The sequence below is a fragment of the Paenibacillus violae genome (genome assembly GCF_032461945.1).
In the GTDB taxonomy this organism is placed as follows: domain Bacteria; phylum Bacillota; class Bacilli; order Paenibacillales; family NBRC-103111; genus Paenibacillus_E; species Paenibacillus_E violae.
Map to the genome: position 1 here is coordinate 1,220,934 of NZ_JAWCUD010000001.1, position 23,591 is coordinate 1,244,524.

The following is a 23,591-nucleotide window of genomic DNA, read 5'->3' on the forward strand; positions in this document are numbered from 1 at the left end:
TTTCGTTTTCTTATTATCATGAGCTAATTAATAATCCAGTATTCGGATGTAAAAAAACCAGCTTCTCGTCAAATTCACGAGGGCTGGTTTTGATGTTTGTAAGATAGAAATCAGAAAGTTAATGCTAGGGTACGAGCTTCTTGAACGGCTTTATCTTTAATTGCTTGAGCTTGATCGGAAGCAGCAGCCATGCCTTCTACAAAAATAGCATCAAAGCTTGGTACACCTAAGAATTTCATGATCGTATCCAAATGGCGATGGCTCATTTCGAAATCAGCGTAAGCCGATCCAGGAGACAAGACGCTGCCGCTAGCTTGAATGTGAAGGGCTTTTTTATCAGTCAACTGTCCAACAGGACCCACACCAGCTACGTATTTGAAGGTTTTGCCTGCGACACAGATCGCGTCGATATAATCTTTGAGTACAGGCGGATAGGAGAAGTTCCACACCGGATTGACGAATACATACTTGTCTGCTGCAACGAATTGATCAACAAGCTCGGATAGACGGCTAACTTTCTTTTGCTCAGTGGCAGTTAATTGATCAAATGCTGTGCCAGAACCTAGTTTCCCCCAAGCGGTGAGTACATCGGCGTCAATGCGCGGAATGTCCATTTGAAAGAGATCAAGGTAAATCACTTCATCATTCGGGTTAGCTTCGCGGTAAGATTGAATAAATTGGTTCCCAACGCTAGTACTATAAGATGCTTCACCTTGCATAGGGTGAGCAGAGATATAAAGAACAGTTGACATTGTAAATTCCTTCTTTCTACGAATATCGGAATGAGATTCCGGTTTATGATCACCCGACAATGAGTCAGGAGTAACTAATCCTCAATCACTAACATTTAGTATGTTACTATAAAAACATGCTCCTGTCTATTGACACATAGTGGTAGATAAGGATAACACAAAAAAGGCTGCCCAGTAGGGCAAGCCTTTTTTGTGTTAAGCAAAGATCCTGTTAAATTTACTTAGGAGCTCACCGAATTTTTGCTGATCTTCTGCGGGCCAATCTCGCAGTAGCTCCGCAACACGTTCATAGCGAGCCTGCTTGTTGGAGGCCAGCTCCGCGGCGCCGCTTTCCGTGATCTGCAGCGAGTAGGCACGTCCATCTTGAGGATCAGGAATCCGATAGACGTAACCTTTTTGCTCCAGTGAAGCGGTCTGTCGGCTGATTGTCGAGATATCCAACTGGAACTCCTCCGCCAAAGCTTTCACACCAGACGAGCCGTTCGAAGAAATCTGATGGAGTAATAGATAGGCGGAACGGTCCAACGTGCCGATTTTTCTATTGGTCGTTGCTGCTAGAAACCGGCGCATGAGGATGGCGAGTTCGAGCTCAATCGTTTCAGCGGGATGATCGATCTTTTCGGACATGGAGTACCTCGTTTATAATTTAGTAGAAATGACTATGAATTTATCGTAACATACTAGGTTCATTTTGAATATGTTTCAGAATAGGGTACGAATTACAATTGAAGTTCCCTGTATATAGTTGTATAATACAAATATATAGTTGCATTATACATCTAGATTCATCAGAAGGCAAATGATATGGGGGGATCGTCATGAAAGCAAAAGAGATCATGGTTCGCCAAGTTTACAAAGTAAAAGAAAACGACCCTGTTCGCGATGTGATTGAGAAATTTATTAAATACAGAATCAGCGGGCTTCCAGTTGTCAATGAGCGGAATGAAGTGGTTGCGTATATTAGTGACGGAGATATTATGCGCTACATCGGCAAGCATGATGATCATGTATTCGGATCTTATATGTACACGGCTGTGATCAAAGGGGACGACGAAGAGTTTGATGAGAGAGTTCGCAGTCTGCTTCCCATGTGTGTCATGAGAATCGCTCAAAAGAAAGTGATTGCGGTAGATGCGGAAGAAGATATCGAGCAAATCGCGGCCATTTTGGGTAAAAAACGAATAAAAAAACTGCCGGTGGTCCATCGCGGCGTATTAGTTGGCATCATTAGCAGGGGAGACGTCATCCGGCATTCATTTCAAACTTTATTGTAAGCGGATACGAAAGTTAGAAAAAGGAAAAAAAGGATGTCCGGGCAGCCTCGAGAGGTTGGGGGCATCCTTTTTTTGCGACATTAATAAGCTAAAGCGGACAGACCGTTGATATGCGACAAGTAACGAATATTACTTGCTTCTTTCATCAAGGAAGCCGGTAAGCCTTTCAGCTGTGTGTTGTTACCGCCAATTGTTCCGATACCGTCTTTGCGGCCTAAGCTGCCAAGTGTTCCGGAGAATACAGGAACGAATTTGTCCATTGCTCCACCTTTGACTTGAACGGATAGGTTGTATCCAACGGTTTCACCCATTTGCCATGCAAGCTGTGCAGTAGGAGGGTATGGTCTTTCGCCACCTTCAGGGAATACAACCGCGCAGTCACCTGCAAGGAAGATATCCGAGTGGGAAGTGGATTGAAGCGTTGAAGTGACAGTCGCACGACCGCGATCTTCTGCGATTCCGCAGCTGCCGACAACCGGGTTACCTTTCACACCACCAGTCCAAATAATCGTATTCGATTCGATGGTTTGTCCACTTTTCAGTGATACCGTGTTTTTAGTAGCTTCGGTAATGGCAACGCCAGTCAAGAAAGTGACGCCACGTTTCTCAAGGCTTTCCACCGCTCGCTCGATCAGCACTTTAGGGAATACTGGCAGAATAGCAGGACCTGCTTCTACGCAATAGATGGAGACATCGCTGAAATCGATGCCTTTGCTGCGGCAAACTTCAGGCAGTTTATCCGCGAATTCGCCAACAAGCTCAACGCCTGTTAGACCGCCGCCACCAACAACGATTGTTGCGTCAGCTTTGTTGCCGGATGCTTTGTAAGCATCCAGACGCGCTTCAACGTGCTCGCGAATACGGTTCGCATCGGAAGCTGATTTGAGAACCATGCTGTTCTCTTCCAGTCCGGGAATGCCGAAGTAGTTCGTTTCGCTGCCAAGAGCAACGACCAGCGCATCGTAAGTATGTACTGCGCCACTAGTAGTAATGACTTTTTTATCATCCGGTTTAATTTCTTTGATCGTATCAACCACGATATTTACTTGTTTGTTGCCAAGTAATCTTTGCAAAGGAAGAGCAACGGCTTGCTCTTTAATCGTTCCGCCAGCAAGACGGTGTAATTCCGTAATAATTTGATGCGTAGGAAAACGGTTGATGATTGTTATGTTTGCTTCTGAAGCTGTCAGATGTTTGCGCGCTGTTAGTGCGGTCAAAAGGCCGCCATAACCGCCGCCAAGAATAAGTATTTGTTTAGCCATCGTTATCATCCCTAGTCCGTATTAGTTTTTACGTTCAGCAAGTACGTTCAAGAATGCTTGTGCAAAACGAAGTGTTTTCTGCACTTCTGGGTCTTTCAGCATTTTTAGTATTCCGAATAGACCGATTGTTGCTCCTGCATCAGCCTGCGAGCGTTCGCCAGCTTCAATAGCCGCGGATGCAATGTCTTTTGCCTTTTCTTGTACCGGTTTAACAAACTCGCCAATACCATGGGCAAAATCGTTGATCAATACTTTGTCTGTAGCTACACTTTGCGCAAAATCATAAGCTTTGGTTAACACAGTCACCATTTCTGCCAGTTTAGGCAGATTATCGACCAGAACAGTCAGAGATTGTTGCACCTCAGGCTTAAGCAATTGGTCGAGTACGTCTAACGATTTTGGTTCCGCAGCAGCCGTTGCTGCCACTTCTTGAACAGCAGATGTCTGTGACATATGAAAATCCTCCTTTGCGATGAAAAAAATCGGGTACTGTCGCAATGTGTACGGGTGAAACAATCGTTTCCCACATGGTTGTAACATTTTTCACATAAGAAAATGTCAAGCAACATCGCACAATTGGATATAAACCGTATTTAGGTATTGTACACCTAATGGACACAAAATTATAATTGAAAATATTTCAAATTTGTGAACATTAGCTGAAAATGGGGTACAAAACCTGTTAAAAGCCGTACAGGAAAACCAGGTGCATCCCGTCGAATACGACTTATGGTTCCTAGGCTTTGGTCCTATGGATCGGATGTCGTTTTTTGCTGATCTCGGAAGGATTCTTTAAGAAAAATATTGAAATACTACACAAGAACGCCACAAAAGCAGCAGTGGTAATCGTTTGTACATAGCACTTATCGGGGAAGGAGACATAAAACTTGAATGTGTTTATTATTATTCTGATCTTATTGGTTCTAATTGGAGTATCCAATGTCGTGAACCGCTTTGTACCGTTTATCCCCATACCATTGATTCAAATTGCCTTGGGGGCCGTTCTGGTGATTGTACCGTTAGGTATTCACCTGGAACTGGAACCGGGATTGTTCTTTCTGCTGTTCATTGCTCCGTTGTTATATCACGATGGCAAGCATACACCGAGAGACGAGCTGTGGAAATTGCGCGCGCCGATCCTGCTTCTCGCCGTGGGTCTCGTTTTCATAACGGTATGTGTTGTGGGCTATGTTGTCCACTGGTTGATTCCTTCCATCCCTTTGGCCGCGGCATTCGGATTAGCCGCGATTCTCTCGCCTACGGATGCCGTAGCCGTCAGTGCCTTAGCCGGTCGTATTCATTTGCCTAAAAGCTTGATGCGGCTCCTTGAAGGAGAAGCCTTAATGAACGATGCGTCCGGCCTCGTCGCCTTCAAGTTCGCTATTGCCGCGGCGGTCACCGGTGTGTTTTCGTTCCCCAAAGCAAGTCTAAGCTTTATCGTCATCTCCATTGGAGGCCTGGTGATTGGAGCGCTAGTCGCCTTTTTAATTATTGGCATTCGCCAGCTGCTGCGCCGTGCAGGACTTGAGGATGAGACGATGCATATGCTGCTGCAAATATTGACGCCTTTTATGCTCTATTTAATCGCCGAGGAGTTAGGCGTATCGGGTATTTTGGCGGCGGTAGCAGGTGGACTCGTACATGCGATCGAGAATGAGCGATTGGCCTTTACGATGCCGAATCTTCGAAATGTTTCTAATTCAACATGGTCAGTCATTTTGTTTGTTCTGAATGGATTGGTTTTTGTTCTTCTGGGCTTGCAAATCCCGGGTGTATCCAGGACGATTCTCAAAGATCCTCATTTCGATAATTTCAAAGTGATCGGTTATGCCCTTCTCATCTTTGTTTTACTCTTGGTCCTGCGTTTTGTTTGGACGTTTATTTTTGCAAGAGGGGGGCGCTGGTTCGGAAATACGAATCAAGAGGTACCTAGCTTGCGTATGTTATCGTTAACGGCGATTTCGGGAGTACGTGGAGCGATCACACTGGCAGGTGCTTTCTCCATACCGCTTATTTTGCAAAATGGCGCTCCGTTTCCGCAAAGGGACCTTATCATCTTTCTTGCCTCTTCCATTATTTTGTTCTCTCTTCTGACCGCAAGCATTGTGCTCCCGCTGATCGCTAAGAAGAAAAATACGGACGGCGATGCGGAACAGGAAAGAATGGAGCGTGAGTGGCAGCTGGAGGTTATGGCTGCAGCCGTTCGAGCTCTTCAGAACACTAGCAACGAGAAGAATGAGGTTGTTGTAGGTACGGTAATTGGCGATTACAAATTAATGATGCAGCAGCTTGGTCAAAAGGACGGTAACTTGAAACGTCTGCCGCGATTCCAACAAGAAGAAGCCGAGATGCGGCTGCTGGCTCTGGATATTGAACGCAAGGTTGTGCATGAGCGTCTGGAAAACGGACAAGTGAGCCGTGAGCAGGCTAATTATTATTTAAACATGCTGGAACAAGTAGAAATAATTTTGGCCAATAAACTCGACTTAGGTAAAGTGCTAGTCAAGAACATCTGGCGCCGCTTGAAACTTCTATTTACGTTCTTGACGCGGCCGCGCCTTGCTTCTAATATTGTAGAGCCTGATTTGGCAGAGATTCGGACATTGAAAATGCAATGCAGCCAAGCTGTCGTTGAAGAATTCTCCAAACGCTGCGCCTACCAAAGCGATGATGCAACAGAGGGCGTGCTGGACTACTACCAGCAAATGGTGGACAGACTGCGCAGGTTCGCGTTCGGCTCAAGGCGCAAAGATTCTTCCTTCATCGACAGCCGGCGTGAGCTGCATTGGATCGCTATACAGGCGGAGCGCGATGCCGTGCAATGGTTCTATGAGCGGGGCGACATCACACGCGATATGGCCTCCTTGCTTCGACGAATCATTCGGAACAGAGAAGCATCGCTCTATGAGCTTGAAGGAATTGGCTAATTTCAGTGATTTTATTTTTACTTTTTGAATGAAAATAGGTTATTATGTTAAATGAGATAAAAACAGAAAGTGGGAACAAACGTGGGCCGTAAGTGGAATAACATTAAAGAAAAGAAAGCCTCAAAAGACGCTAACACAAGTAGAATTTATGCGAAATTCGGACTTGAAATTTATGTAGCTGCACGCAAGGGCGAACCGGATCCTGAAGCGAATCGTGCATTGAAAGTTGTTCTAGAACGGGCCAAAACGTACAATGTACCGAAAGCGATTATCGATCGCGCTATTGATAAAGCAAAAGGCAGCTCAGATGAAATTTATGAAGAGCTTCGTTATGAAGGCTTTGGGCCAAATGGGTCGATGATCATTGTCGACGCACTCACAAATAACGTGAACCGCACGGCGCCAGCGGTTCGTTCGGCTTTTAATAAAAATGGCGGGAATATGGGTGTAAGCGGCTCTGTCGCCTATATGTTTGATGCGACAGCGGTTATCGGCTTAGAAGGCAAAAGCATGGATGAAGTCATGGAAGTTTTGCTTGAGGCGGATGTTGACGTTCGCGACATCGTGGAAGAAGATGAAATGGTTATGGTCTATGCAGACCCAGAGCAGTTCCACGCTGTTCAAGAAGCTTTCAAACAAGCTGGCATTAGCGAGTTCGCGATTGCTGAGTTGACGATGCTGGCTCAAAATAACGTCACTTTGTCGGATGAAGGACAAGTCCAATTCGATAAATTGATCGAAGCTTTAGAAGATTTGGAAGATGTACAGCAGGTTTATCATAACGTGGAATAATTCATATAGGATTAGTTTAAAAGACCCGCGCGACGCGCGCGGGTCTTTTTTTGCACCCCAATTTCATAATATTGCGATGTTCTCCCAATATGGGTGCATGGTGCAAACATGGATGACGTATACATGACTCGCAAACTAGACATATGCTTAACCCGAAAGAATACGCATAGAATATGGACATCCATATCAACGGTTCTACCAGGAGGGGAAAAAGTGTCTAAACATCCGGAAAGATGGAGTTTGCTAGATCATGGTATCCAATGGAACATACCTCAAGACCACGTAGACGCTCACGAAGATCATCTTGAAATGAGCGGCAAGAAAGTGTCCGTTATTGTCAGCTACGGTGTCAACCAAGAAGGAAAGCTGATTCTGTCCCGCAAAGTCGTCTGGCCTACCCTTAGGACGATTCCAAATGATACGCACGGCAGCTTGATCCATGATTTTGAGCTGGCCTCGATGCCGACTCTATGGATAAATGGAAATCCGAATGTGAATGAAAAGCCGATATGCTTTCAATTCAATGGTTTGCTGTATATCCGAAGTAAAGCGGATGAAGGGATAAGGATAGAGAGAACCCTTTTTCCTTCAACGAGTTCGAAAAGTGTTTATGAGAAATTCGTGGTGACGAATACATCAGATCAAGCTGTTTCTATTAAAATCAATTCTTCCTTGTCGCGAAAAACCGTAAAAGGAGTATCCGGCATTTATTTCATTGAAGTTTCGCATGATGCTGCCAGCGAGTATAGGCTCGGCCCGCAGGAGGCATGCCATTTCAGTCTTCGCATTAGTGCAAGGCATATGCAAGAAAAAGATGTAAGGACGGATGTTCGTCAGGAAAAGGAACAGAGGTCTAATTTGATTAAGCAATTGAATCAAAATTTACGCTTAGAAACGCCGGATCCGGTTCTCAATCAAATGTTTGCATTTGCGAAAGTAAGAGCCGCGGAAAGTATTTTTGAGACGAAAAATGGACCCACGCATGGACCTGGGGGTGGACGTTATTATGCGGCTATCTGGACCAATGACCAAGTGGAATACGCCGGCCCCTTTTTCCCTTATCTGGGATATGCGCTTGGAAATGAAGCAACACGTAATGCGCTGCGGTTATATACGGCTTTCATGGGACCGGACTATCAACCGATTCCAAGCTCTATCATTGCAGAAGGCAGTGATATCTGGGAAGGAGCGGGAGACCGGGGCGATGCGGCGATGTATGCTTACGGAGCGGCGCTTTTTGCGCTTAGCTCAGGTGATCGGGCTGTTGCGTCTGAACTATGGCCAGCTATAATGTGGTGTTTAACCTTCTGTGAAAAGCAAAAGAATAAGGACGGCGTAATCGCATCGGATTCCGACGAGTTGGAGGGGCGCTTTCCAAGCGGTTCTGCGAATCTATCCACCTCTTGTTTGGCTTATGCCGCGTATGTTTATGGTTCGCGTTTAGCACGAGAACTTGGCGATGAGGCAATTGCCAAACAATATGTTTCCTCCGCTCAGGAACTGTATGAGGCTATTGAACAATATTTCGGTGCCGTAGTGGAAGGCTATGACACGTATCGATATTACGACGGGAATGATCTCTTGCGATCATGGATTTGTTCGCCGTTAGTTATGGGCATCGAGGAGCGCAAATCCGGAACGATACAAGCTTTGCTATCTCCACGGCTATGGTCAGAAGACGGTTTAGTTACACAAGCTGGAGACACTACTTTTTGGGACCGTTCTACGCTTTATGCCTTACGGGGGTTATTTGTCGTAGGGGCAACGGAGGAGGCGATCTCCTATTTACTTTCGTATTCGCGGCGGAGACTCTTAGGAAATCATGTCCCATATGCTGTTGAGGCGTATCCGGAAGGCAATCAGAGGCATCTATCCGCGGAAAGCGCGTTATATGGCCGCGTTATGACCGAGGGCATTTTCGGGCTTCAGCCTACAGGGCTAAGCAGCTTTATTTGTAAGCCCAGATTGCCGGATGCTTGGGATCATATGGCGCTTCGATCTGTTCATCTATGTGGGCGAGAGCTGGATTTGATTGTAACTCGACAGGGTGGAAGATTAGAGCTGATTGTCTCGGATAAGGATGGCTTCGTTAAATTTGAAGGGGCGGTAGGGACAGCGTTTGAAATTAAGAAATAGGATGTATGTGCTCGATGTGCATGCATGATAGAGGTACGATGGGCCGCTATTTCTACAAAATAAGCAGATTTGAGGTCGATGCGGAACTACAGGGCTCTATTTGTGCCATTATCCCTACTTTGAGGGTAAAATTGATGAAATAGTGGCTCGTAGTTCCCATTCACTTGTAAAATCAGTTTATTCTTTAGAAAAAGAGGATCACAGTTCCGCTCCTTGAGATCAAGGCTTAAAAAGCCGTCTCCAAAGTCGTACAGGCTACTTTGGAGACGGCTTTTTAGTGTCTTAAAGGATGGAATCTGCGGCGTCGAATGAACAATTTGGTTAAAGCTTTTAAGAATAAAAGCGATATCGACTTTTTCTTTGGAGAGGGATGCCGCATAGAACGCGGTGTTAAATCATTAGAGGAGAGCAATAAGCTAAGCTCATGCTTTACTTCTGTTGATCGTGCCGGTTCGATTAGGACGGTCATCTCCGCGCTGCTTGCGACTTGGGCTTTGCTTTCCATCAGGATATCCAATCTGCGCTCATATTCAGCAATCCGATTTGAGAGGATCACATTTTCTTGTTTTAGCTTTTTAATAAGTTCATACAGTAGTTTCATAGATAGTTTCGGCTTCTCAGACACGTTCGTTTCTTGATTATCGCAAATAGGAGACAGCAGCAACAATAGTTCTTCATCACTGATCACTTTATGTGCCACGACAGGTCCTCCTTTTTAATCATAGTATTAATAATAGATTAATAGATTGTATATAAAATGTCGCTCGAAACGCGTTGTCGGATTGTAGGCATTAATGATGAACAATGTTCCCCGAAAGTATGAGCCTAAAACACTGGAAATTTATCTAAATAAACGGAAATTCATCTAAATACAAATCTGCTATCGGACGGCATAATGTAGGAAAACTACTTGGAGGACCTACATCAAGATGACGAAATCTAGTAAAACGATCCTTGATCCAGAAGAGCGAGATCGATTGGCAGTTGAACAGGCAGTTGCAAGTTGGTGGCCTGCTTCGTTAGTGAACAAAGAAGAGCGGATTTCTTGGTGGCGCGAAGCACGCTACGGCTGTTTCATTCATTGGGGGGCATATTCGGTAACCGGGGGGAGATGGAAAGGCCAGCCGTCGCGAGGTTATGCCGAACACGTAATGAGAGCTCACAAAATCAGTCTTGATGAATACAAAAGGGAATGCATCGAGAAGTTTAATCCGCAACAATTTGATGCGGATGCTTGGGTACAGCTATTTAAAGCGGCAGGCATGCGGTATGTCGTCATAACGGCCAAGCATCATGACGGCTTTGCGATCTATCCGTCGGATGCCTATCCGTTCGATATACGGATGACCCCATTCCAGCGGGACCCGCTGCAAGAGCTGAAAGATGCCTGCAAACGGCATGGCCTGCGGTTTGGTTTTTATTATTCACACGCCTTCGACTGGGAGCACCCGGACGCTCCGGGCAACGATTGGGAATATGCGAATCCGGGAGGCGACCTCCGCTTATACGAAGGTAAGGGCAAGCTGTGGTTCAACGAACATCCGGAGCTAGTACCCAGGGTCGCGGACTATTACGTGGATCAGAAATCAATCCCGCAAATTGTCGAGTTAATTAACAAATATGAGCCGGATCTTTTGTGGTTTGATACACCTCATAAATTGCCGCTTTCAGAAAATTTAAGAATTCTGAAAGCGATTCGTGAGGCTGATGATCGCATTGTCGTCAATGGGCGTCTTGCTCATGGATACGGTTTTGACACTTTCTCCGATTATGTGAATACGGCAGATCGTGCGTTAGAGATTTTTCCGTGCGAAGGTGACTGGGAAACAATTCCAACGACCAATGAATCGTATGGCTATTCCGCTGATGATCATACGCACAAGCCGGCAGAGGTCTTCGTTCAATTGTTGGCGAAGTCAGCAGCGCGAGGAGGTAATGTTCTCATGAATCTGGGGCCAAAGGGCGACGGACTCATCGATGAGAAGGATCGTACGATCCTGCAAGGAATCGGTTCTTGGTTAGCTGTGAACGGGGCGAGCATCTACGGTACCCAGAAAACGCCGCTTGCCGTCCAGAGTTGGGGAGAGTCTACGAGGCGAGGCAATCTGCTGTATCTTCACGTCTTTGATTGGCCACAAGAAGGGAAATTGGTGCTAGGCGGCTTGAAAAGCCATATCAAGAAAGCTTGGTTGCTGGATGATGAATCGGCTGAACATCTGGCTATCAGCAGACTGAATTACTACGATTGGGAGATCCTTGTGCCTGAGCAGGCAAGCAGCAAGTATCATCGAGTTGTGGTCATTGAAGTAGATGGGGAGCCTGCCGTACACCCCGGACGGTTAATCAGCGGCAGTCAGACGACTACGTTAAGAGCTTTTGATGCAGAAGTGAGCAAAGGCATTGGTTACGGGGACGGCAAGAAGGGCAACGATTATGTATGGAAATGGACAAGTATCCACCAATTCGTCAAGTGGCGTGTGAGATTAAATCATCAGGGTGTCTATAAATTGCTGATCCGCATGAGCGCACCTGGACCTGCGTACGGAGGGAGCTATGCGATATGCCTGGGTGAGCAGCGGATTCCGGGTCAGATTGCACCGTTGGAGACAGCTGCTCCCATGCAGATTGAGCACAAAGTAACGCTTGCCGCAGGAGAGCATGACCTCCTGATGATGCCTGTCTCCATCGAAGGGAGCGAGCTCATGAGGCTTCATGCCATTACGTTCATTCCGTTGTCGACAAGTCAAGAACAGAAAGAATCCTATGTTGAAGTTGATACAACGGATGTTGGGAATTAACGCTGCATCGCCTTATGTCAGGATTCTTTCTTGGAATAGGACACTGTTGCAACCTTCGTCTGCTTCCTAAGCTCAGAGGGAGGAAGGCCGAAGTATTTGGAAAATTGCAGTGAAAAATAATGAACCGAGGAGAATCCCAGATCTTCCGCAATCGATGTGATCGAGCGTTTACTTTCATGGATAGTCGCATAGGCTCGCTGCATTTTAATTCGAAAGAAGCACTCTTTTGGCGTCAATCCGGTCATTTTCTTGAACATGCTATAGAACTGGGATTTCTTTAATTGGCACATTTCAAGCCACTGCTCATAGGGCGGGTTCATCCCGGGATACTGTTCCATGAGATCGATAATCTTTTGAATGCGGTAATCAGGGATGTTGTCTGACAGATTTAAATTGACTAGCTGTAAAATCCAACTGTAAAGCAGGCTGTTTACAATCTCCGCTTTATATTGAATGTCCAATCGATTCATGCGAACGATCTGAATAAAGGTTTGAATAAGTTCAGGATACCGGGTTAGCTGCGTGATCCCTGTTAGTTGCTCCAACTCTTTGCATGGTCTGCTTTCTGTCAAAAGACCGGGTTCGAAATCGAGCTGAGGATCGAAGTACAGATGCTGAATCGTCTTTTTTTTCGTGAAAATATCGCAATACATATCATAAGAAGAAATCGGCTGCGACTCATTCATGTGAAAAGTATGTTTAAGGCCGGGAGGAATAAATACGAGTGTGCCCTTTTTTAAAGGATAACTTCTGCCGTTCATCTGCACAGAGCCAGACCCTTTATAAATCAAATGAAAAGCAAAGCTGTAGCCAAATCGGTTTTTCTCTTTTACTCTGCCCGAATAGGCATGATAATGAGCTGCCCGAATGGATGGCTCGATCGAGACGATAGAAGTTAATTCCGTCATTGGTTAACACCTCAGTCTGCGAAAAACGCAAGAACGCTGCCATTTTACGCATTTTTCTTAGGATAAACCGCTTGCTAACGGCTGTCAATTGAGACGATCACTTTTAAAAATAAAGGAGGATTTATATGTCTATTCAAACTAAAAACTTGTACGACAGATTGCAACCTGCACCAAAGAACGGGGGATTTCGGATGGAAGGATACTGGGTGTGGTGCGGCTCTGTGATAAAAGGTGAGGATGGACGCTTTCACATGTTTGCATCCCGGTGGCCCAAACATCTGCCGATGCATCCAGGCTGGCTTGTTCACTCAGAGGTTGTTCGAGCGGTCTCCGATACACCGGAAGGGCCCTATGCGTTCGAGGAGATTGTGCTTCCTGCACGCGGAGCTGAATATTGGGACGGCCGCAGCACGCATAATCCGCATATAACGAAACACGGGGATACTTATGTGCTTTATTATATGGGATCAACGAATCCTCTGGCTGATGTACAGCCGGGAGAAGAATTCGGACTTACAGATCCGCGATGTATTGTTGCTCGCGCAAATAAGCGTATAGGCATCGCTACTTCTACGAGTGTGTTCGGTCCTTGGGAGCGGAGGGATGCTCCGATTTTACCGACAAGACCAGGGCATTTTGACAGCTTCCTGACTTCCAATCCTGCGCCTGTTATTCACGAGGACGGTTCCGTCATGCTCATCTATAAAGCACGTCAATACGAAGGAAATGTACACGGGAACATGATGATCGGTGCAGCGCGCGCCGACCATTTCGAAGGTCCCTATCGCGTAGTCAGTGAAGATCCTGTATTTCCACCTGCTAAATTTCATCTGGAAGATCCATTTATTTGGCATACGGGTGAGCGATATGAGCTTATCGCCAAAGATATGGACGGTCGCATATGCGGAGAGCTGCATGCAGGTATTCAGGCTCACTCCATAGATGGATTAACCTGGCATTTATCTGACAATCCTAAAGCTTACTCCAGGAAAGTTCGTTGGGATGACGGTACGGAGACGGTAATGGGCAGTTTCGAGCGACCTTTCATTCTTTTCCAAGATGGAAAACCAACGCATTTGTTTGCAGCAACAGCCGATGGAGCAGGAGGATTCAGCAAAGCATCTCATACATGGAACATGGTGGTGCCGATTGCCTCGGAATAACGATCAAGCTATTGTGAATGAACTAGCCGGTCTCTGATGATCAGAGGCTGGCTTCTTTATTTTCATGAAGAGGTAAGACATATCTATTGAATTAAGACAATATAGTTGAATATAACAAATTTGGGGAGGCCGTGAGATATGGGGGCAGCTGCAATAAAAGGATGGACAACTATGCTAGCCGGAGTCATGTTATTGGGGAGCTTGGCAGGGTGCAGCGGAAGCGGAAGTACGAGTACTACGCCCGCGCCTGGCGGAAGTACGCCGGCTTCTTCTGACGCTCCGAAAAGTACGGAGCCCGCTGCTAAACAAGTGACGCTTCAGATGATCGAAAGTCTAACAAGCCCGGAGCGCACGAAGCTGCTTCAAGATGCGATTGGACGGTTTCAGAAGGACAATCCGAACATCAAGGTTGAGCTTATTTCGCCGCCTTTCGACCAAGCAGATAATAAGATCAGGACGATGCTGGCCGCTAAGCAAGACCTTGATATTCTAGAGGTTAGGGATTTGAACATAGCCGAATATGTCAATAATGGCTATCTTGAGCCGTTGGATTCCTATGCATCAAGCTGGGCGGATAGTAAAACACTTTCCGGTACATCCAAAGTTGTAGGATCTACGGGTGGCAAACTTTACTTTGTAGCTAATGCGCTGTATCAAAGACAAATGTTTTATCGGAAAGACTGGTTTGAAGCCAAGGGATTAACCGTGCCGAAAACGTGGGATGAGCTGGTGGATGCAGCTAAAAAATTGACCGATCCGAAGCAAAATCGGTACGGCTTCTCCTTCCGGGGTGGCCCGGGAGCGAATGGCAATTTTGATCATATGATCTATGATTACAATGATAAAGTCATGAATCTTGACAATGCGCCATTTACGAAGGATGGCAAGACGATCTATGGGACTCCCGAAGCCAAACAAGCGCTAGAATTGTATAAAAGGCTTTATAAAGAAGCCTCGCCGCCGGACTCCATCAACTGGGGTTTCCAAGACCAGGTTCAAGCCTTTACGTCAGGCGTAACCGGGATTTTGCTGCAGGATCCTGACGTTATTAAAGTTCTTCAGGACAAAATGGATCCCAAAACGTTAGAGACGGCAGCCATGCCTCTAGGACCTAATGGCAAATCATTAGTTAGTACTGGAGCTGCAGGTTGGGGGATCACCGCAAATTCCAAAAATAAGAATGAAGCATGGAAATTGATCTCCTACCTCTCAAGTCCGAAAGAAAATACGGAATTCTCTAAACAAATCGGCACGATTCCGATCCATACGTCGGCGACGGCGGATACGTTCTTTCAAACAGGGCCGTATAAAACGCTCCTGGATATGACCGCAAAAGCGGATACTTTTATTAGCTATACGCCGCCATTTAAATATCCAGGTAATGGAAGCTGGGGAGAGCTGAGCATGAAAGGGCAGCAATCCTATTTGCTGGATAAAAAATCCGCTGATGACCTTCTGAAGGAATGGGATAAATTTTGGCTGGAGCAGCAGGCAGGTATGAAAAAATAAGGAATGAAGCAGCAAGCGGCGGGCGCTCATCGCCTGCCGCTGCTGTCTTACCGGGGAGGTGTTCGACGTGAGTGCTCGGCAAAAATTCATACTCTCCAGCTTGCTGCCCGCACTGCTGCTAGTCGCTATTTTTACTTATTACCCCTTTCTGAAGGGGGTTGTAATGGCTTTTCAAGATTACAAGCTATTCAATCTGAAGCAGGTGCATTTTGTCGGTATACAAAATTTTGTGGATGCGTTCCGCGATCATCAATTTCTTGCAGCGTTGAAAAACAGCTTGTACTGGGTGTTCTTTTCGTTAATTTTACAATTTCTTTTGGGGTTCATCCTGGCGCTGTTTTTAAATAAGAAATTTTGGGGACGAGGGGTATATCAGGGGTTTATTTTTTATCCATGGGCATTATCCGGTTTTCTCATTGGTCTTATTTGGAAATGGCTATTTAACTCACAAATCGGTGTCGTTAATGACCTCTTGCTGCGGCTAGGCCTTATTGAAGACCGAATTGGTTTCTTGTCGGATCCTAAGTGGGCGATGTCCTCTGTGATTATCGCAAATGTATGGTACGGCATCGCTTTCTTCACGATCATGCTGCTAGCTGCGCTGCAATCTATCCCTTCTGAGCTCTATGAGGCGGCGAGCATTGATGGTGCTAACAGCTATCGCAAGCTCCTAGATGTAACAATTCCGTATATTATGCCAACCATTATTGCTACGACGTTGCTGCGGGTTATCTGGATATTCAACGATCCAACGCTCATTTATGGCATGACGAATGGAGGGCCGGGAGGCGCCACACACATTCTGTCTTCCTTAATGCTTAACAAAATCATCTATGACGGGGATTATGGCGCAGCTTCGGCTGTTGGCGTCATCATGATTGTGATGCTGTTCTTGTACACCGTATTTTACTTGATGGTAACGAAGTCTGAGAAGGTAGGTGACTTTTGATGAAACGGAAATTCTGGTATCGGCTCACGAAGGTTGTCTTTCTCTCTTTTTACTTCGTCCTGATGGTTTTTCCCTTATACTGGATCGTCATTACCTCATTGAAACCACAGAAGGAAATTTTCAGTTATCCGATTCATTATTGGCCTGAGCAATTCACCTTCCAAAATTACATTAACATTTTCAAAGTGTCCAAATTCAACGTGTATATCGCCAATAGCCTGCTTGTCTCCATTACTTCTGCGCTGATTGTTATCGTGATTGCGATATGCAGTGCTTATGTGCTGGCTCGATTCCGGTTTCGGGGGCATAGGCAAATTATGCTCGGTTTCTTCATTACGCAAATGCTGCCAGGTTTTATTTCATTGGCTCCACTTTATATGATGATGTCAAATATGCATTTGCTGAATCAACGCATCTCATTAGTTTTAATGTACACGGTCATTCTGATTCCTTTTTCCACGATTATGCTGCGGGGCTTCTTCCAACGCATTCCGTCCAATTTGGAGGAAGCGGCGATGATTGACGGTTGTTCCCAGTTGTCTGCGTTAATGCGAGTCATCATTCCGATTATGATGCCGGGAATCTCCTCCATGTTCATCTTCGCTTTCGTGCAGAACTGGAATGAGCTTTTCTTGGCCGTTATGTTCATTGATAATGAATCGCTGAAAACACTGCCGGTAGCGATGAATTCGTTTATTCTCAAATTTAATGTCGATTGGGGTTCCATGTCCGCTGGAACCGTGTTATCTGTACTTCCGACTATTTTGTTGTTCGCTCTCGCACAGCGATTTATCGTGGAGGGACTAACCCAAGGGGCGGTGAAAGGCTGATGACGATTAATGAAAAAAAATTCTCGATCGTGGCGCATGATGAACATGATGACCACCATCACGGCTCCATCAATGTTCCGATTTACCAGACAAGTTTATTTTCGTTCGATACGTATGAACAATTTAATATGGCAAGAGTGAATGAACAAGAAAATTTCGTGTATTCAAGAGGCAATAATCCAACTGTGCGATTCCTGGAAGACAAGCTTGTCCAGTTAGAGCAGGGAGAAAGGGCAAAATGCTTTGCATCCGGAATGGCGGCCATTTCGGCAGCGATTATGTCGATCGTAGGGTCGGGAGATCACGTGATTTGTTCGCATCAAGCATATGGCCCAACAAGAGAATTTCTAGGCAATTATCTGCAAAAATTCGGTGTTGAAACCACTTTTGTCGATGGCAGCACCCTAGATCATTGGAAAAACGCCGTAAGGTCAAATACAAGGTTGCTGTATTTGGAGAGTCCGACGAGTATGTTTTTTCAGCTGCAGGACATCCGCGGTTGTACGGATTTGGCGGCCTCTATTGGAGCGGAAACGATTCTCGACAATTCTTGGGCGACGCCTTGTTTCCAAAATCCGCTCACACTGGGGGTCGGTCTCGTCGTTCATTCCATAACGAAGTATATTTCCGGTCATAGTGATTGCTTAGGAGGTGTCGTCGTTGGTTCCAAGCGGTTGATGGACCCGCTAATGTCTAACGAATACATGTTATTCGGCGGCGTCATGACCCCACAAACAGCGGGGTTGGTAACACGTGGGCTCCGAACACTGCCATTACGGATGCAGCGTCATGAATCAAGTGGGCTTAAAGTTGCGGAATACGTGAGCAGACAGCGTTATGTCGCGAAAATAAATCATCCCGGATTGCCGAATCATCCTCAGTATGAACTGGCAAAAACGCAGATGTCGGGCACCGGCAGCTTATTTTCCTTCGAATCTCGGGAATCCGTCGACAAGCTCAGAGCCTGGGCGGATCACATGCACTTTTTCAGGATTGGAGCCAGCTGGGGTGGATTCGAAAGTTTGATCAATGTGAACGCCTTTCATGCATTGAATGCTAAGGATCCGCAAATAGGTACGCTTGTTCGACTGTACATCGGTGCAGAAGACCCTGAAGATTTAATTCAAGATTTGGATCAAGCCTGGCGATGTGTCGAACAGAGCCCTTCTGAGGAGGAGCTATATGAGCAGAATCCGGGAATCAATCAAAAGGGATGAGCGACAGCCGCTTTATTTGCAAATTCAAGAGCATTTTAAACAAATGATCCTCTCCGGAGAGCTGGAAGTAAATAGCAAATTCCCGACGGAAAAGCAGTTGATGGAGCAATTCAAGGTTAGCCGAATGACGGTGTCTAATGCGCTAACGCAGCTCGCGAAAGATGGATGGATCTACCGCATACCAGGGAGAGGCAGCTTTGTCAGCTCGGAGTATGGAGGGAATTCGGATAAGAATTTGGACAACGATTCCAAGAACCATCCATCAGCTTCTGGCAAGCAAACAACGGAATCAGGCCGACCTTCATCTACGCGCAAAATGATCGGATTAGTTCTTCCTTTTTTGGAAGATTTTTTTGCCATCCGACTAATCAGGGGAATTCAGACCGCTCTGGAAGACACCGGTTACTACTTATCCATTATCCTTTCGCACAATAATCAGGAGCGGGAGAAGGAAGCCATTCAGGAATTGATTCATAACGGGGCGGCAGGGCTTATCATTTTTCCGATTGATGCAGAAACGTACAATGAAGAAATTTTGATTTTGAAAATGAACAAATTCCCGTTCGTGCTGGTGGACCGTTTCCTGCCAGGGTTTGAAACGCATTGTGTCTGCTCGGATAATATGGTGAGCGCGCAGTTGGCCGTCAATCATCTATGGGAGCTGGGGCATCGAGATATTGCCATATGCTCTGATATTTCGCTTGGCACTATGACCGTTGACGAACGGATTCGGGGGTATATGGAAGCGTTGAAACAAAAAGGCTCGATGATTAATCCGGCGCTGATTGTTACTGATTTTCAGGTAAACGATACTAATTTGATTGAAAAGCATCCGCTATATCTGTTCATGAAAAATCGCACGGCAACCGCATACATTACATTGAACATGAAGTTGGGCTTATTTATGGCTGGACTTGTTAAACATCTCGGGATGAAAGTCCCGAATGATTTATCTCTTATTACCTATGACAATCCATATTCTGAGCTAACGGATGACCGTACGTTCACTCATATTGACCAGCATGAGCAGGAAATAGGTTCGAAATCGGTTGAATTGCTGCTTCAACAGCTAGATAACAAAGAAAAGATGAATGAGCCCATCAAATGGATCGTAAAATCAGCTTTAGTAGAAGGGGAATCCACAGGCCGGTTAACAGCGAAAGTCTAAGTGTGGAAAAGGATAAGGAGGAGTTATCGTATGAATCCCATTTCGAGTCCAGGAGAGTTTACGGAATTAGATCGGTTCACATTTGAATCTTGGGGCTATCTCTTGATTCCAAATGTTCTCTCGCAAGAGGAAGTCAATGAATGTCTGGAAGCTTCCATTCGTTTACATCAATCAACCGGCACGACCGGCTGGGCACAGGTGGGAAGAGGATATGAAACTGAAATATCCTTAGAGCGACTGATCGATCATCCGGCTATACTGCCCAAAGTCAGAGCGCTTTATGGTGATCGGTTTATTATGCAGTCCGGCTGGTGTACGAAACAGCCAGCTTTCGGTGGCGTAGGCGGATGGCATCAAGACGGATCGGGCGCTTACGACTTTCGTAAGCTTGGCTATCCGATTCCCCTGCTTCAGCTGCGCGCTTCCTTTTTACTGACGGATCAGATGGTACCGCGAACCGGAAATATGGAGCTTATCCCGGGAAGCCATCGAAGCCAGGTTCAGCTGCCGGACTCGATTCGATCGAACAGGGAAGACGTGCCAATCGGCCATGTTATCTGTGCGCCAGCAGGGTCAGTCTTATTTTTTCACAATGCAGTTTGGCATCGCACATATGCGCACGACGGTGATTATGACCGTTACACGATGCACTATATTTATAGCCCGCCGTGGGTACGGTGCTCCGATCGATTTGGGAACAATCAGGAGTTTCTAGCGCGCACAACACCGACGCGGCGTTATCTCATGGGAGAATTCGAAAGACCGGACGCGCCTTTTGGAGCCAACTATCCTGTGCAATTTGAGAATGAATGATGTCTGTAACGCACATAATGAAAAGAGCCCAAGATGGACGTTCATCTTGGGCTTTTTACGATCGGTAATTGGTTGTGTTATATTTGAGGTAAGGAAAATAAAGGGAATAGTATAAGTGAATTGTAGCATAGAGTTGATAAAATTGGGGATAAAAGCATTCTTTCTATGGAAAATGAGGTGTGAAAACGTGAGTATTCGGGTGATTGATGGAGATATAATGAGTTGCTCTGAAGACGCATCAGGTTAATTGTAGAGGCGTTATGGGAGCAATGTGACGCAATGAATCCAGAAAGGTTACTAGGTGAATGTCAGATGGTGTGGCAATCAAATAGCAAACAGATAGCTGATATATACTCACAATTGAATTATGGAAGATCAAATGTGAGATATACTGATTATGAAGCATTTCAGAAGGCCATAGTTGAATTAATGCATATTGCAATGACAAATCGTTTACCTGTTGCTCTTCCTCATAATATTGGCTGGGCCTTGCTTATGGTGAGTGGTCTGTAGTAGAGAAGATCATAGAGTCAACGTTTGAAGATTACGAAGTTAAATTATATAGACTGTTATAAAACTAGATGCTTCAATACTAGTGGATTCTTTAAATAATCATTTGATAAAATACGCACCTGAATCTATTCCAGATGATTTAAGTTGGTTGAGGTTTTTCAAATGGATAGCGATGCTTGGCGGTTTTACGATTAAACAGTTATTTTATAATTGTACTTTGAATGGAGAGTTGGCATGATACGAGATGGTAATAATCATAAACCTAATCAAGAAGCAAACGCTCACCGATCTAACAACAATAACAACGACATCAAGAAAGAAACAAAGAGTAACAATGCGCCTCTTGGGAATCTCTCAGGCAATATAATTACACAGCTTCAACGGACTATTGGAAATAAAATGGTGGGACAATTACTTGGAAATAACAATGTTATTCAAGCTAAAAGATTATACAGTGAGGTTCCACATAACAAACAAGGTACAGATAGCAGAGTGCAAGAACTTACTCCAAGAGTTCATGCAACAGTATTCCCTGATTCACCAGATTTTGCTGGTCCATTGAAGTACAACTACATTAGTCCTAGATGGGTTTCTTCCTTTCACATTACAGAAGATGAAGGCCGAAATCGTGCATATTATACTGATGAAGGTGTTCTAATTGATACCCCTTTAAATAGGGGTGATGAAAGAAGACTTAGCGGATATGCTGATCAATACCAAGATATGTTAGATGGTATTGAACACTATTCTGAAATAAAAGCTGCGAATGAAGATGTTGTTTTGCAAAACCAAGAGAATGCCGCTAGAATCGCAGCGGCGGCTGAGGAGGAAGTGAGAAAGAAGAGACGAAATGCTACCACCAATAACATAATTATTGACCTAGTCAAAGATTCAGGAAGATATGATTTATCAGCGGAAGAAATTGCTGCTAAGTGGTTTCCATTCTTTAGGGCAAATAAAGCAAAGGATGGGCGTTTAGATGTTGATCAAGATATGTTTGCTAATAGATATGCACGATTCCAAGAAAAACTAAAAGGATTAAAGTCAAAAAGAGAAGCTCCTGTTAACGAAAGTGAAAATGACAATAAAGATGACGAAGAAAATACTAAAAAGCGAAAAGTGGATGATGAAAAAGAGGAAGAGAAAAAGAAATAGAACAGTTATAAAATAGATATTTTAACTAAAAGCGGAGCATGAGATGACGAGAAAGAGGGACTAGTGTTTGAGCTAGAGAAATTAGTTACAGATCTTTTGCTTACTTTAGTCGAAAGCTTTTTATGCCAAACAACAATAGTTTAAAGAAATGATTAAAACGTGCCTTTCATGGGTGAGGTGAAAACATGAATAATTTATACGTAGATGACCTTCGAGATTGTCCAGACGGTTTTACAGTTGCAAGAACATATGTTGAAGCTGTAGAGCTTATTGAAAATAACGAGATTAATATTCTAACATTAGATCACGACCTTGGAGAAGATACAGAAGGTAAAGAAATGCGCAATGGTTATGATTTTGTTAAATACATTTGCGAACAAGGGCTACGAGCTAATAAGATATATCTTCATACCGATAATCCTGTTGGACGTAAAAACATGTATTGAACACTTCTAGCTGCTCAACGTCGAGGCTTCATTGATCCAGATATAGAAATTTATCACTATCCTATTACAGTTAATAAATACTCTGGAAGCGAATGAAATGAATCTTTAATTGGAAGGGTGGATCCAGCATTAAGAAGAATTATCTCACTTTTTTAGGATTGATTATTGTAATTGGAATTTCATACTATAGCTTACAAACATCTAATAGTAACGTAATGCAAACCGACAGTGTTGCATTAACAATTGTTGTTCCCAATGAACGCTACCCTGAAACAGCAGCACACATCAAATCAGCAGAAGAGCATGGTAAGAGTAATATTTGTACCATTGATCGAAAAAGTGCAGAGGAGAATCGTAAGGAGTCTTTGAAAGGTGTACCTATAAAGAAGGGATTTGACCGCGACGAATTTCCAATGGCTATGTGTGCGGAAGGTGGAAAAGGGGCAGATATCATGTATGTCACTCCTGAAGATAATAGGGGTGCTGGATCTTGGATTTCAAATCAACTAGAAAAATATTCAGATGGAACAAAGGTTAAGATTGTTGTGAAGTAATTCTAATCGAAATAGGAAGGTGACTATTAAAAATGCAAAAAGGTGTTGAAATTAATGGTTCGATTTTTGCAGATGAAGGTGATTTAGGACACAATGAATTCTTAGATGCATTTATTGAGTTTATTGAGTCAAAAGGTTGGCAATTTGGTGGTGGCACAAAGCAAGTAAATGAGTTTTTTGTGGCAACTTGAATTAATAAAATTGAGGAATCATGGGAGCGTGTCAAGACAGTGCAAAGGTTACTATATGCAATAGCTCTCGTTCTTTTTTTTGTCTTTCTATTTATAGCTCTTATTTATGGTTTCGCAATTCTATTTAACATCATATTGTAATGCCCACAATGCGTGGGAAGTGCTTAGAATTCATCGAAGGTTTTCATTCTCGTGAAACTTCGGAACTGAGGACTCCCAATAAAACGGATATAT

At 44.7% G+C, this 23,591-nt stretch carries 23 protein-coding genes; 17 read left to right on the top strand and 6 right to left on the bottom strand.

Translation table 11 applies throughout. The features are described from left to right. Positions 1 to 110 precede the first annotated feature (110 nt). Together RQP52_RS05510 and RQP52_RS05515 are read right to left on the bottom strand one after the other, a co-directional pair. Positions 111 to 752 (bottom strand): FMN-dependent NADH-azoreductase, encoded by a 642-nt coding sequence (locus tag RQP52_RS05510; RefSeq protein ID WP_315949960.1) that lies wholly within the window; start codon positions 750 to 752, stop codon positions 111 to 113. Between the two features lie 195 nt (positions 753 to 947). After that, positions 948 to 1,379, bottom strand: a complete 432-nt coding sequence (locus RQP52_RS05515) for a MarR family winged helix-turn-helix transcriptional regulator (protein ID WP_315949961.1) — start codon at positions 1,377 to 1,379, stop codon at positions 948 to 950. 191 nt (positions 1,380 to 1,570) lie between these two features. On the opposite strand from RQP52_RS05515, the gene RQP52_RS05520 reads away from it, so the two are divergent. Further along, entirely contained in the window at positions 1,571 to 2,026 is a 456-nt protein-coding gene (locus RQP52_RS05520) for a CBS domain-containing protein (protein ID WP_315949962.1), read from the top strand. A gap of 80 nt (positions 2,027 to 2,106) precedes the next feature. Here RQP52_RS05520 and RQP52_RS05525 read toward each other — a convergent pair whose 3' ends face one another. Next, complete coding sequence (locus tag RQP52_RS05525) at positions 2,107 to 3,288, bottom strand: NAD(P)/FAD-dependent oxidoreductase (protein ID WP_315949963.1); 1,182 nt, start codon at positions 3,286 to 3,288, stop codon at positions 2,107 to 2,109. 21 nt (positions 3,289 to 3,309) lie between these two features. Beyond that, complete coding sequence (locus RQP52_RS05530) at positions 3,310 to 3,741, bottom strand: DUF1641 domain-containing protein (protein WP_127454156.1); 432 nt, start codon at positions 3,739 to 3,741, stop codon at positions 3,310 to 3,312. A gap of 440 nt (positions 3,742 to 4,181) precedes the next feature. Here RQP52_RS05530 and RQP52_RS05535 point away from each other — a divergent pair, with 440 nt between their 5' ends. From RQP52_RS05535 to RQP52_RS05545, 3 genes are all read left to right on the top strand, one after another. Next, complete coding sequence (locus tag RQP52_RS05535) at positions 4,182 to 6,215, top strand: Na+/H+ antiporter (RefSeq protein ID WP_315950398.1); 2,034 nt, start codon at positions 4,182 to 4,184, stop codon at positions 6,213 to 6,215. Between the two features lie 81 nt (positions 6,216 to 6,296). Further along, positions 6,297 to 7,007, top strand: a complete 711-nt coding sequence (locus tag RQP52_RS05540) for a YebC/PmpR family DNA-binding transcriptional regulator (protein ID WP_315949964.1) — start codon at positions 6,297 to 6,299, stop codon at positions 7,005 to 7,007. Positions 7,008 to 7,220: 213 nt separating this feature from the next. Continuing rightward, complete coding sequence (locus tag RQP52_RS05545; protein WP_315949965.1) at positions 7,221 to 9,143, top strand: glucosidase family protein; 1,923 nt, start codon at positions 7,221 to 7,223, stop codon at positions 9,141 to 9,143. A gap of 274 nt (positions 9,144 to 9,417) precedes the next feature. Here the strand turns inward: RQP52_RS05545 and RQP52_RS05550 are convergent, their stop codons facing one another. Then, positions 9,418 to 9,843, bottom strand: a complete 426-nt coding sequence (locus RQP52_RS05550; protein ID WP_315949966.1) for a hypothetical protein — start codon at positions 9,841 to 9,843, stop codon at positions 9,418 to 9,420. Between the two features lie 229 nt (positions 9,844 to 10,072). On the opposite strand from RQP52_RS05550, the gene RQP52_RS05555 reads away from it, so the two are divergent. Beyond that, positions 10,073 to 11,941 (top strand): alpha-L-fucosidase, encoded by a 1,869-nt coding sequence (locus RQP52_RS05555; protein WP_315949967.1) that lies wholly within the window; start codon positions 10,073 to 10,075, stop codon positions 11,939 to 11,941. Between the two features lie 17 nt (positions 11,942 to 11,958). Here the strand turns inward: RQP52_RS05555 and RQP52_RS05560 are convergent, their stop codons facing one another. Further along, on the bottom strand, positions 11,959 to 12,849 hold the full coding sequence (locus tag RQP52_RS05560) for an AraC family transcriptional regulator (protein ID WP_315949968.1): 891 nt from the start codon (positions 12,847 to 12,849) through the stop codon (positions 11,959 to 11,961). Positions 12,850 to 12,974: 125 nt separating this feature from the next. Between RQP52_RS05560 and RQP52_RS05565 the strand changes: the two genes are divergently transcribed. The 12 genes from RQP52_RS05565 (at position 12,975) to RQP52_RS05620 (ending at position 23,357) form a co-directional block, all read left to right on the top strand. After that, positions 12,975 to 14,012 carry a glycoside hydrolase family protein gene (locus RQP52_RS05565; RefSeq protein WP_315949969.1) on the top strand — a complete coding sequence of 346 codons (1,038 nt, stop codon included), beginning with the start codon at positions 12,975 to 12,977 and terminating at the stop codon, positions 14,010 to 14,012. Positions 14,013 to 14,150: 138 nt separating this feature from the next. Beyond that, positions 14,151 to 15,521, top strand: coding sequence for an ABC transporter substrate-binding protein (locus RQP52_RS05570; RefSeq protein WP_315949970.1), 1,371 nt, complete (start codon positions 14,151 to 14,153; stop codon positions 15,519 to 15,521). Positions 15,522 to 15,588: 67 nt separating this feature from the next. Continuing rightward, entirely contained in the window at positions 15,589 to 16,470 is an 882-nt protein-coding gene (locus RQP52_RS05575) for a carbohydrate ABC transporter permease (protein WP_315949971.1), read from the top strand. Continuing rightward, positions 16,470 to 17,300: a carbohydrate ABC transporter permease gene (locus tag RQP52_RS05580; protein WP_315949972.1), complete on the top strand. Its 831-nt coding sequence runs from the start codon at positions 16,470 to 16,472 to the stop codon at positions 17,298 to 17,300. The genes RQP52_RS05575 and RQP52_RS05580 overlap by 1 nt, the downstream gene beginning before the upstream one ends. Continuing rightward, on the top strand, positions 17,300 to 18,517 hold the full coding sequence (locus RQP52_RS05585; protein ID WP_315949973.1) for a trans-sulfuration enzyme family protein: 1,218 nt from the start codon (positions 17,300 to 17,302) through the stop codon (positions 18,515 to 18,517). Before RQP52_RS05580 ends, RQP52_RS05585 begins: the two co-directional genes overlap by 1 nt. Then, positions 18,483 to 19,685 carry a GntR family transcriptional regulator gene (locus RQP52_RS05590; RefSeq protein ID WP_315949974.1) on the top strand — a complete coding sequence of 401 codons (1,203 nt, stop codon included), beginning with the start codon at positions 18,483 to 18,485 and terminating at the stop codon, positions 19,683 to 19,685. Before RQP52_RS05585 ends, RQP52_RS05590 begins: the two co-directional genes overlap by 35 nt. A gap of 30 nt (positions 19,686 to 19,715) precedes the next feature. Then, positions 19,716 to 20,498 carry a phytanoyl-CoA dioxygenase family protein gene (locus RQP52_RS05595; protein WP_315949975.1) on the top strand — a complete coding sequence of 261 codons (783 nt, stop codon included), beginning with the start codon at positions 19,716 to 19,718 and terminating at the stop codon, positions 20,496 to 20,498. Between the two features lie 279 nt (positions 20,499 to 20,777). After that, positions 20,778 to 21,011, top strand: coding sequence for a hypothetical protein (locus tag RQP52_RS05600; protein ID WP_315949976.1), 234 nt, complete (start codon positions 20,778 to 20,780; stop codon positions 21,009 to 21,011). A 234-nt stretch (positions 21,012 to 21,245) separates the two neighbouring features. Further along, positions 21,246 to 22,166: a hypothetical protein gene (locus RQP52_RS05605; RefSeq protein ID WP_315949977.1), complete on the top strand. Its 921-nt coding sequence runs from the start codon at positions 21,246 to 21,248 to the stop codon at positions 22,164 to 22,166. A gap of 185 nt (positions 22,167 to 22,351) precedes the next feature. Then, positions 22,352 to 22,612, top strand: a complete 261-nt coding sequence (locus RQP52_RS05610; RefSeq protein ID WP_315949978.1) for a cyclic-phosphate processing receiver domain-containing protein — start codon at positions 22,352 to 22,354, stop codon at positions 22,610 to 22,612. A gap of 215 nt (positions 22,613 to 22,827) precedes the next feature. Next, positions 22,828 to 23,166: a NucA/NucB deoxyribonuclease domain-containing protein gene (locus RQP52_RS05615; protein WP_315950400.1), complete on the top strand. Its 339-nt coding sequence runs from the start codon at positions 22,828 to 22,830 to the stop codon at positions 23,164 to 23,166. Positions 23,167 to 23,198: 32 nt separating this feature from the next. Then, a complete protein-coding gene (locus RQP52_RS05620; protein WP_315949979.1) occupies positions 23,199 to 23,357 on the top strand; it encodes a YggL 50S ribosome-binding family protein in 159 nt (52 codons plus the stop codon). Positions 23,358 to 23,591: the final 234 nt, after the last annotated feature.

What these genes read in the sequence shown, in the direction of transcription:
- RQP52_RS05615 (WP_315950400.1), top strand. Translation starts at nt 22,828, where the DNA reads ATGCAAACCGACAGTGTTGCATTAACAATTGTTGTTCCCAATGAACGC.
- RQP52_RS05605 (WP_315949977.1), top strand. Translation starts at nt 21,246, where the DNA reads ATGATACGAGATGGTAATAATCATAAACCTAATCAAGAAGCAAACGCT.
- RQP52_RS05565 (WP_315949969.1), top strand. Translation starts at nt 12,975, where the DNA reads ATGTCTATTCAAACTAAAAACTTGTACGACAGATTGCAACCTGCACCA.
- RQP52_RS05580 (WP_315949972.1), top strand. Translation starts at nt 16,470, where the DNA reads ATGAAACGGAAATTCTGGTATCGGCTCACGAAGGTTGTCTTTCTCTCT.
- RQP52_RS05555 (WP_315949967.1), top strand. Translation starts at nt 10,073, where the DNA reads ATGACGAAATCTAGTAAAACGATCCTTGATCCAGAAGAGCGAGATCGA.
- RQP52_RS05570 (WP_315949970.1), top strand. Translation starts at nt 14,151, where the DNA reads ATGGGGGCAGCTGCAATAAAAGGATGGACAACTATGCTAGCCGGAGTC.
- RQP52_RS05585 (WP_315949973.1), top strand. Translation starts at nt 17,300, where the DNA reads ATGACGATTAATGAAAAAAAATTCTCGATCGTGGCGCATGATGAACAT.
- RQP52_RS05600 (WP_315949976.1), top strand. Translation starts at nt 20,778, where the DNA reads ATGAATCCAGAAAGGTTACTAGGTGAATGTCAGATGGTGTGGCAATCA.
- RQP52_RS05525 (WP_315949963.1), bottom strand. Translation starts at nt 3,288, where the DNA reads ATGGCTAAACAAATACTTATTCTTGGCGGCGGTTATGGCGGCCTTTTG.
- RQP52_RS05515 (WP_315949961.1), bottom strand. Translation starts at nt 1,379, where the DNA reads ATGTCCGAAAAGATCGATCATCCCGCTGAAACGATTGAGCTCGAACTC.
- RQP52_RS05520 (WP_315949962.1), top strand. Translation starts at nt 1,571, where the DNA reads ATGAAAGCAAAAGAGATCATGGTTCGCCAAGTTTACAAAGTAAAAGAA.
- RQP52_RS05595 (WP_315949975.1), top strand. Translation starts at nt 19,716, where the DNA reads ATGAATCCCATTTCGAGTCCAGGAGAGTTTACGGAATTAGATCGGTTC.
- RQP52_RS05610 (WP_315949978.1), top strand. Translation starts at nt 22,352, where the DNA reads ATGAATAATTTATACGTAGATGACCTTCGAGATTGTCCAGACGGTTTT.
- RQP52_RS05590 (WP_315949974.1), top strand. Translation starts at nt 18,483, where the DNA reads ATGAGCAGAATCCGGGAATCAATCAAAAGGGATGAGCGACAGCCGCTT.
- RQP52_RS05510 (WP_315949960.1), bottom strand. Translation starts at nt 752, where the DNA reads ATGTCAACTGTTCTTTATATCTCTGCTCACCCTATGCAAGGTGAAGCA.
- RQP52_RS05560 (WP_315949968.1), bottom strand. Translation starts at nt 12,849, where the DNA reads ATGACGGAATTAACTTCTATCGTCTCGATCGAGCCATCCATTCGGGCA.
- RQP52_RS05620 (WP_315949979.1), top strand. Translation starts at nt 23,199, where the DNA reads ATGCAAAAAGGTGTTGAAATTAATGGTTCGATTTTTGCAGATGAAGGT.
- RQP52_RS05530 (WP_127454156.1), bottom strand. Translation starts at nt 3,741, where the DNA reads ATGTCACAGACATCTGCTGTTCAAGAAGTGGCAGCAACGGCTGCTGCG.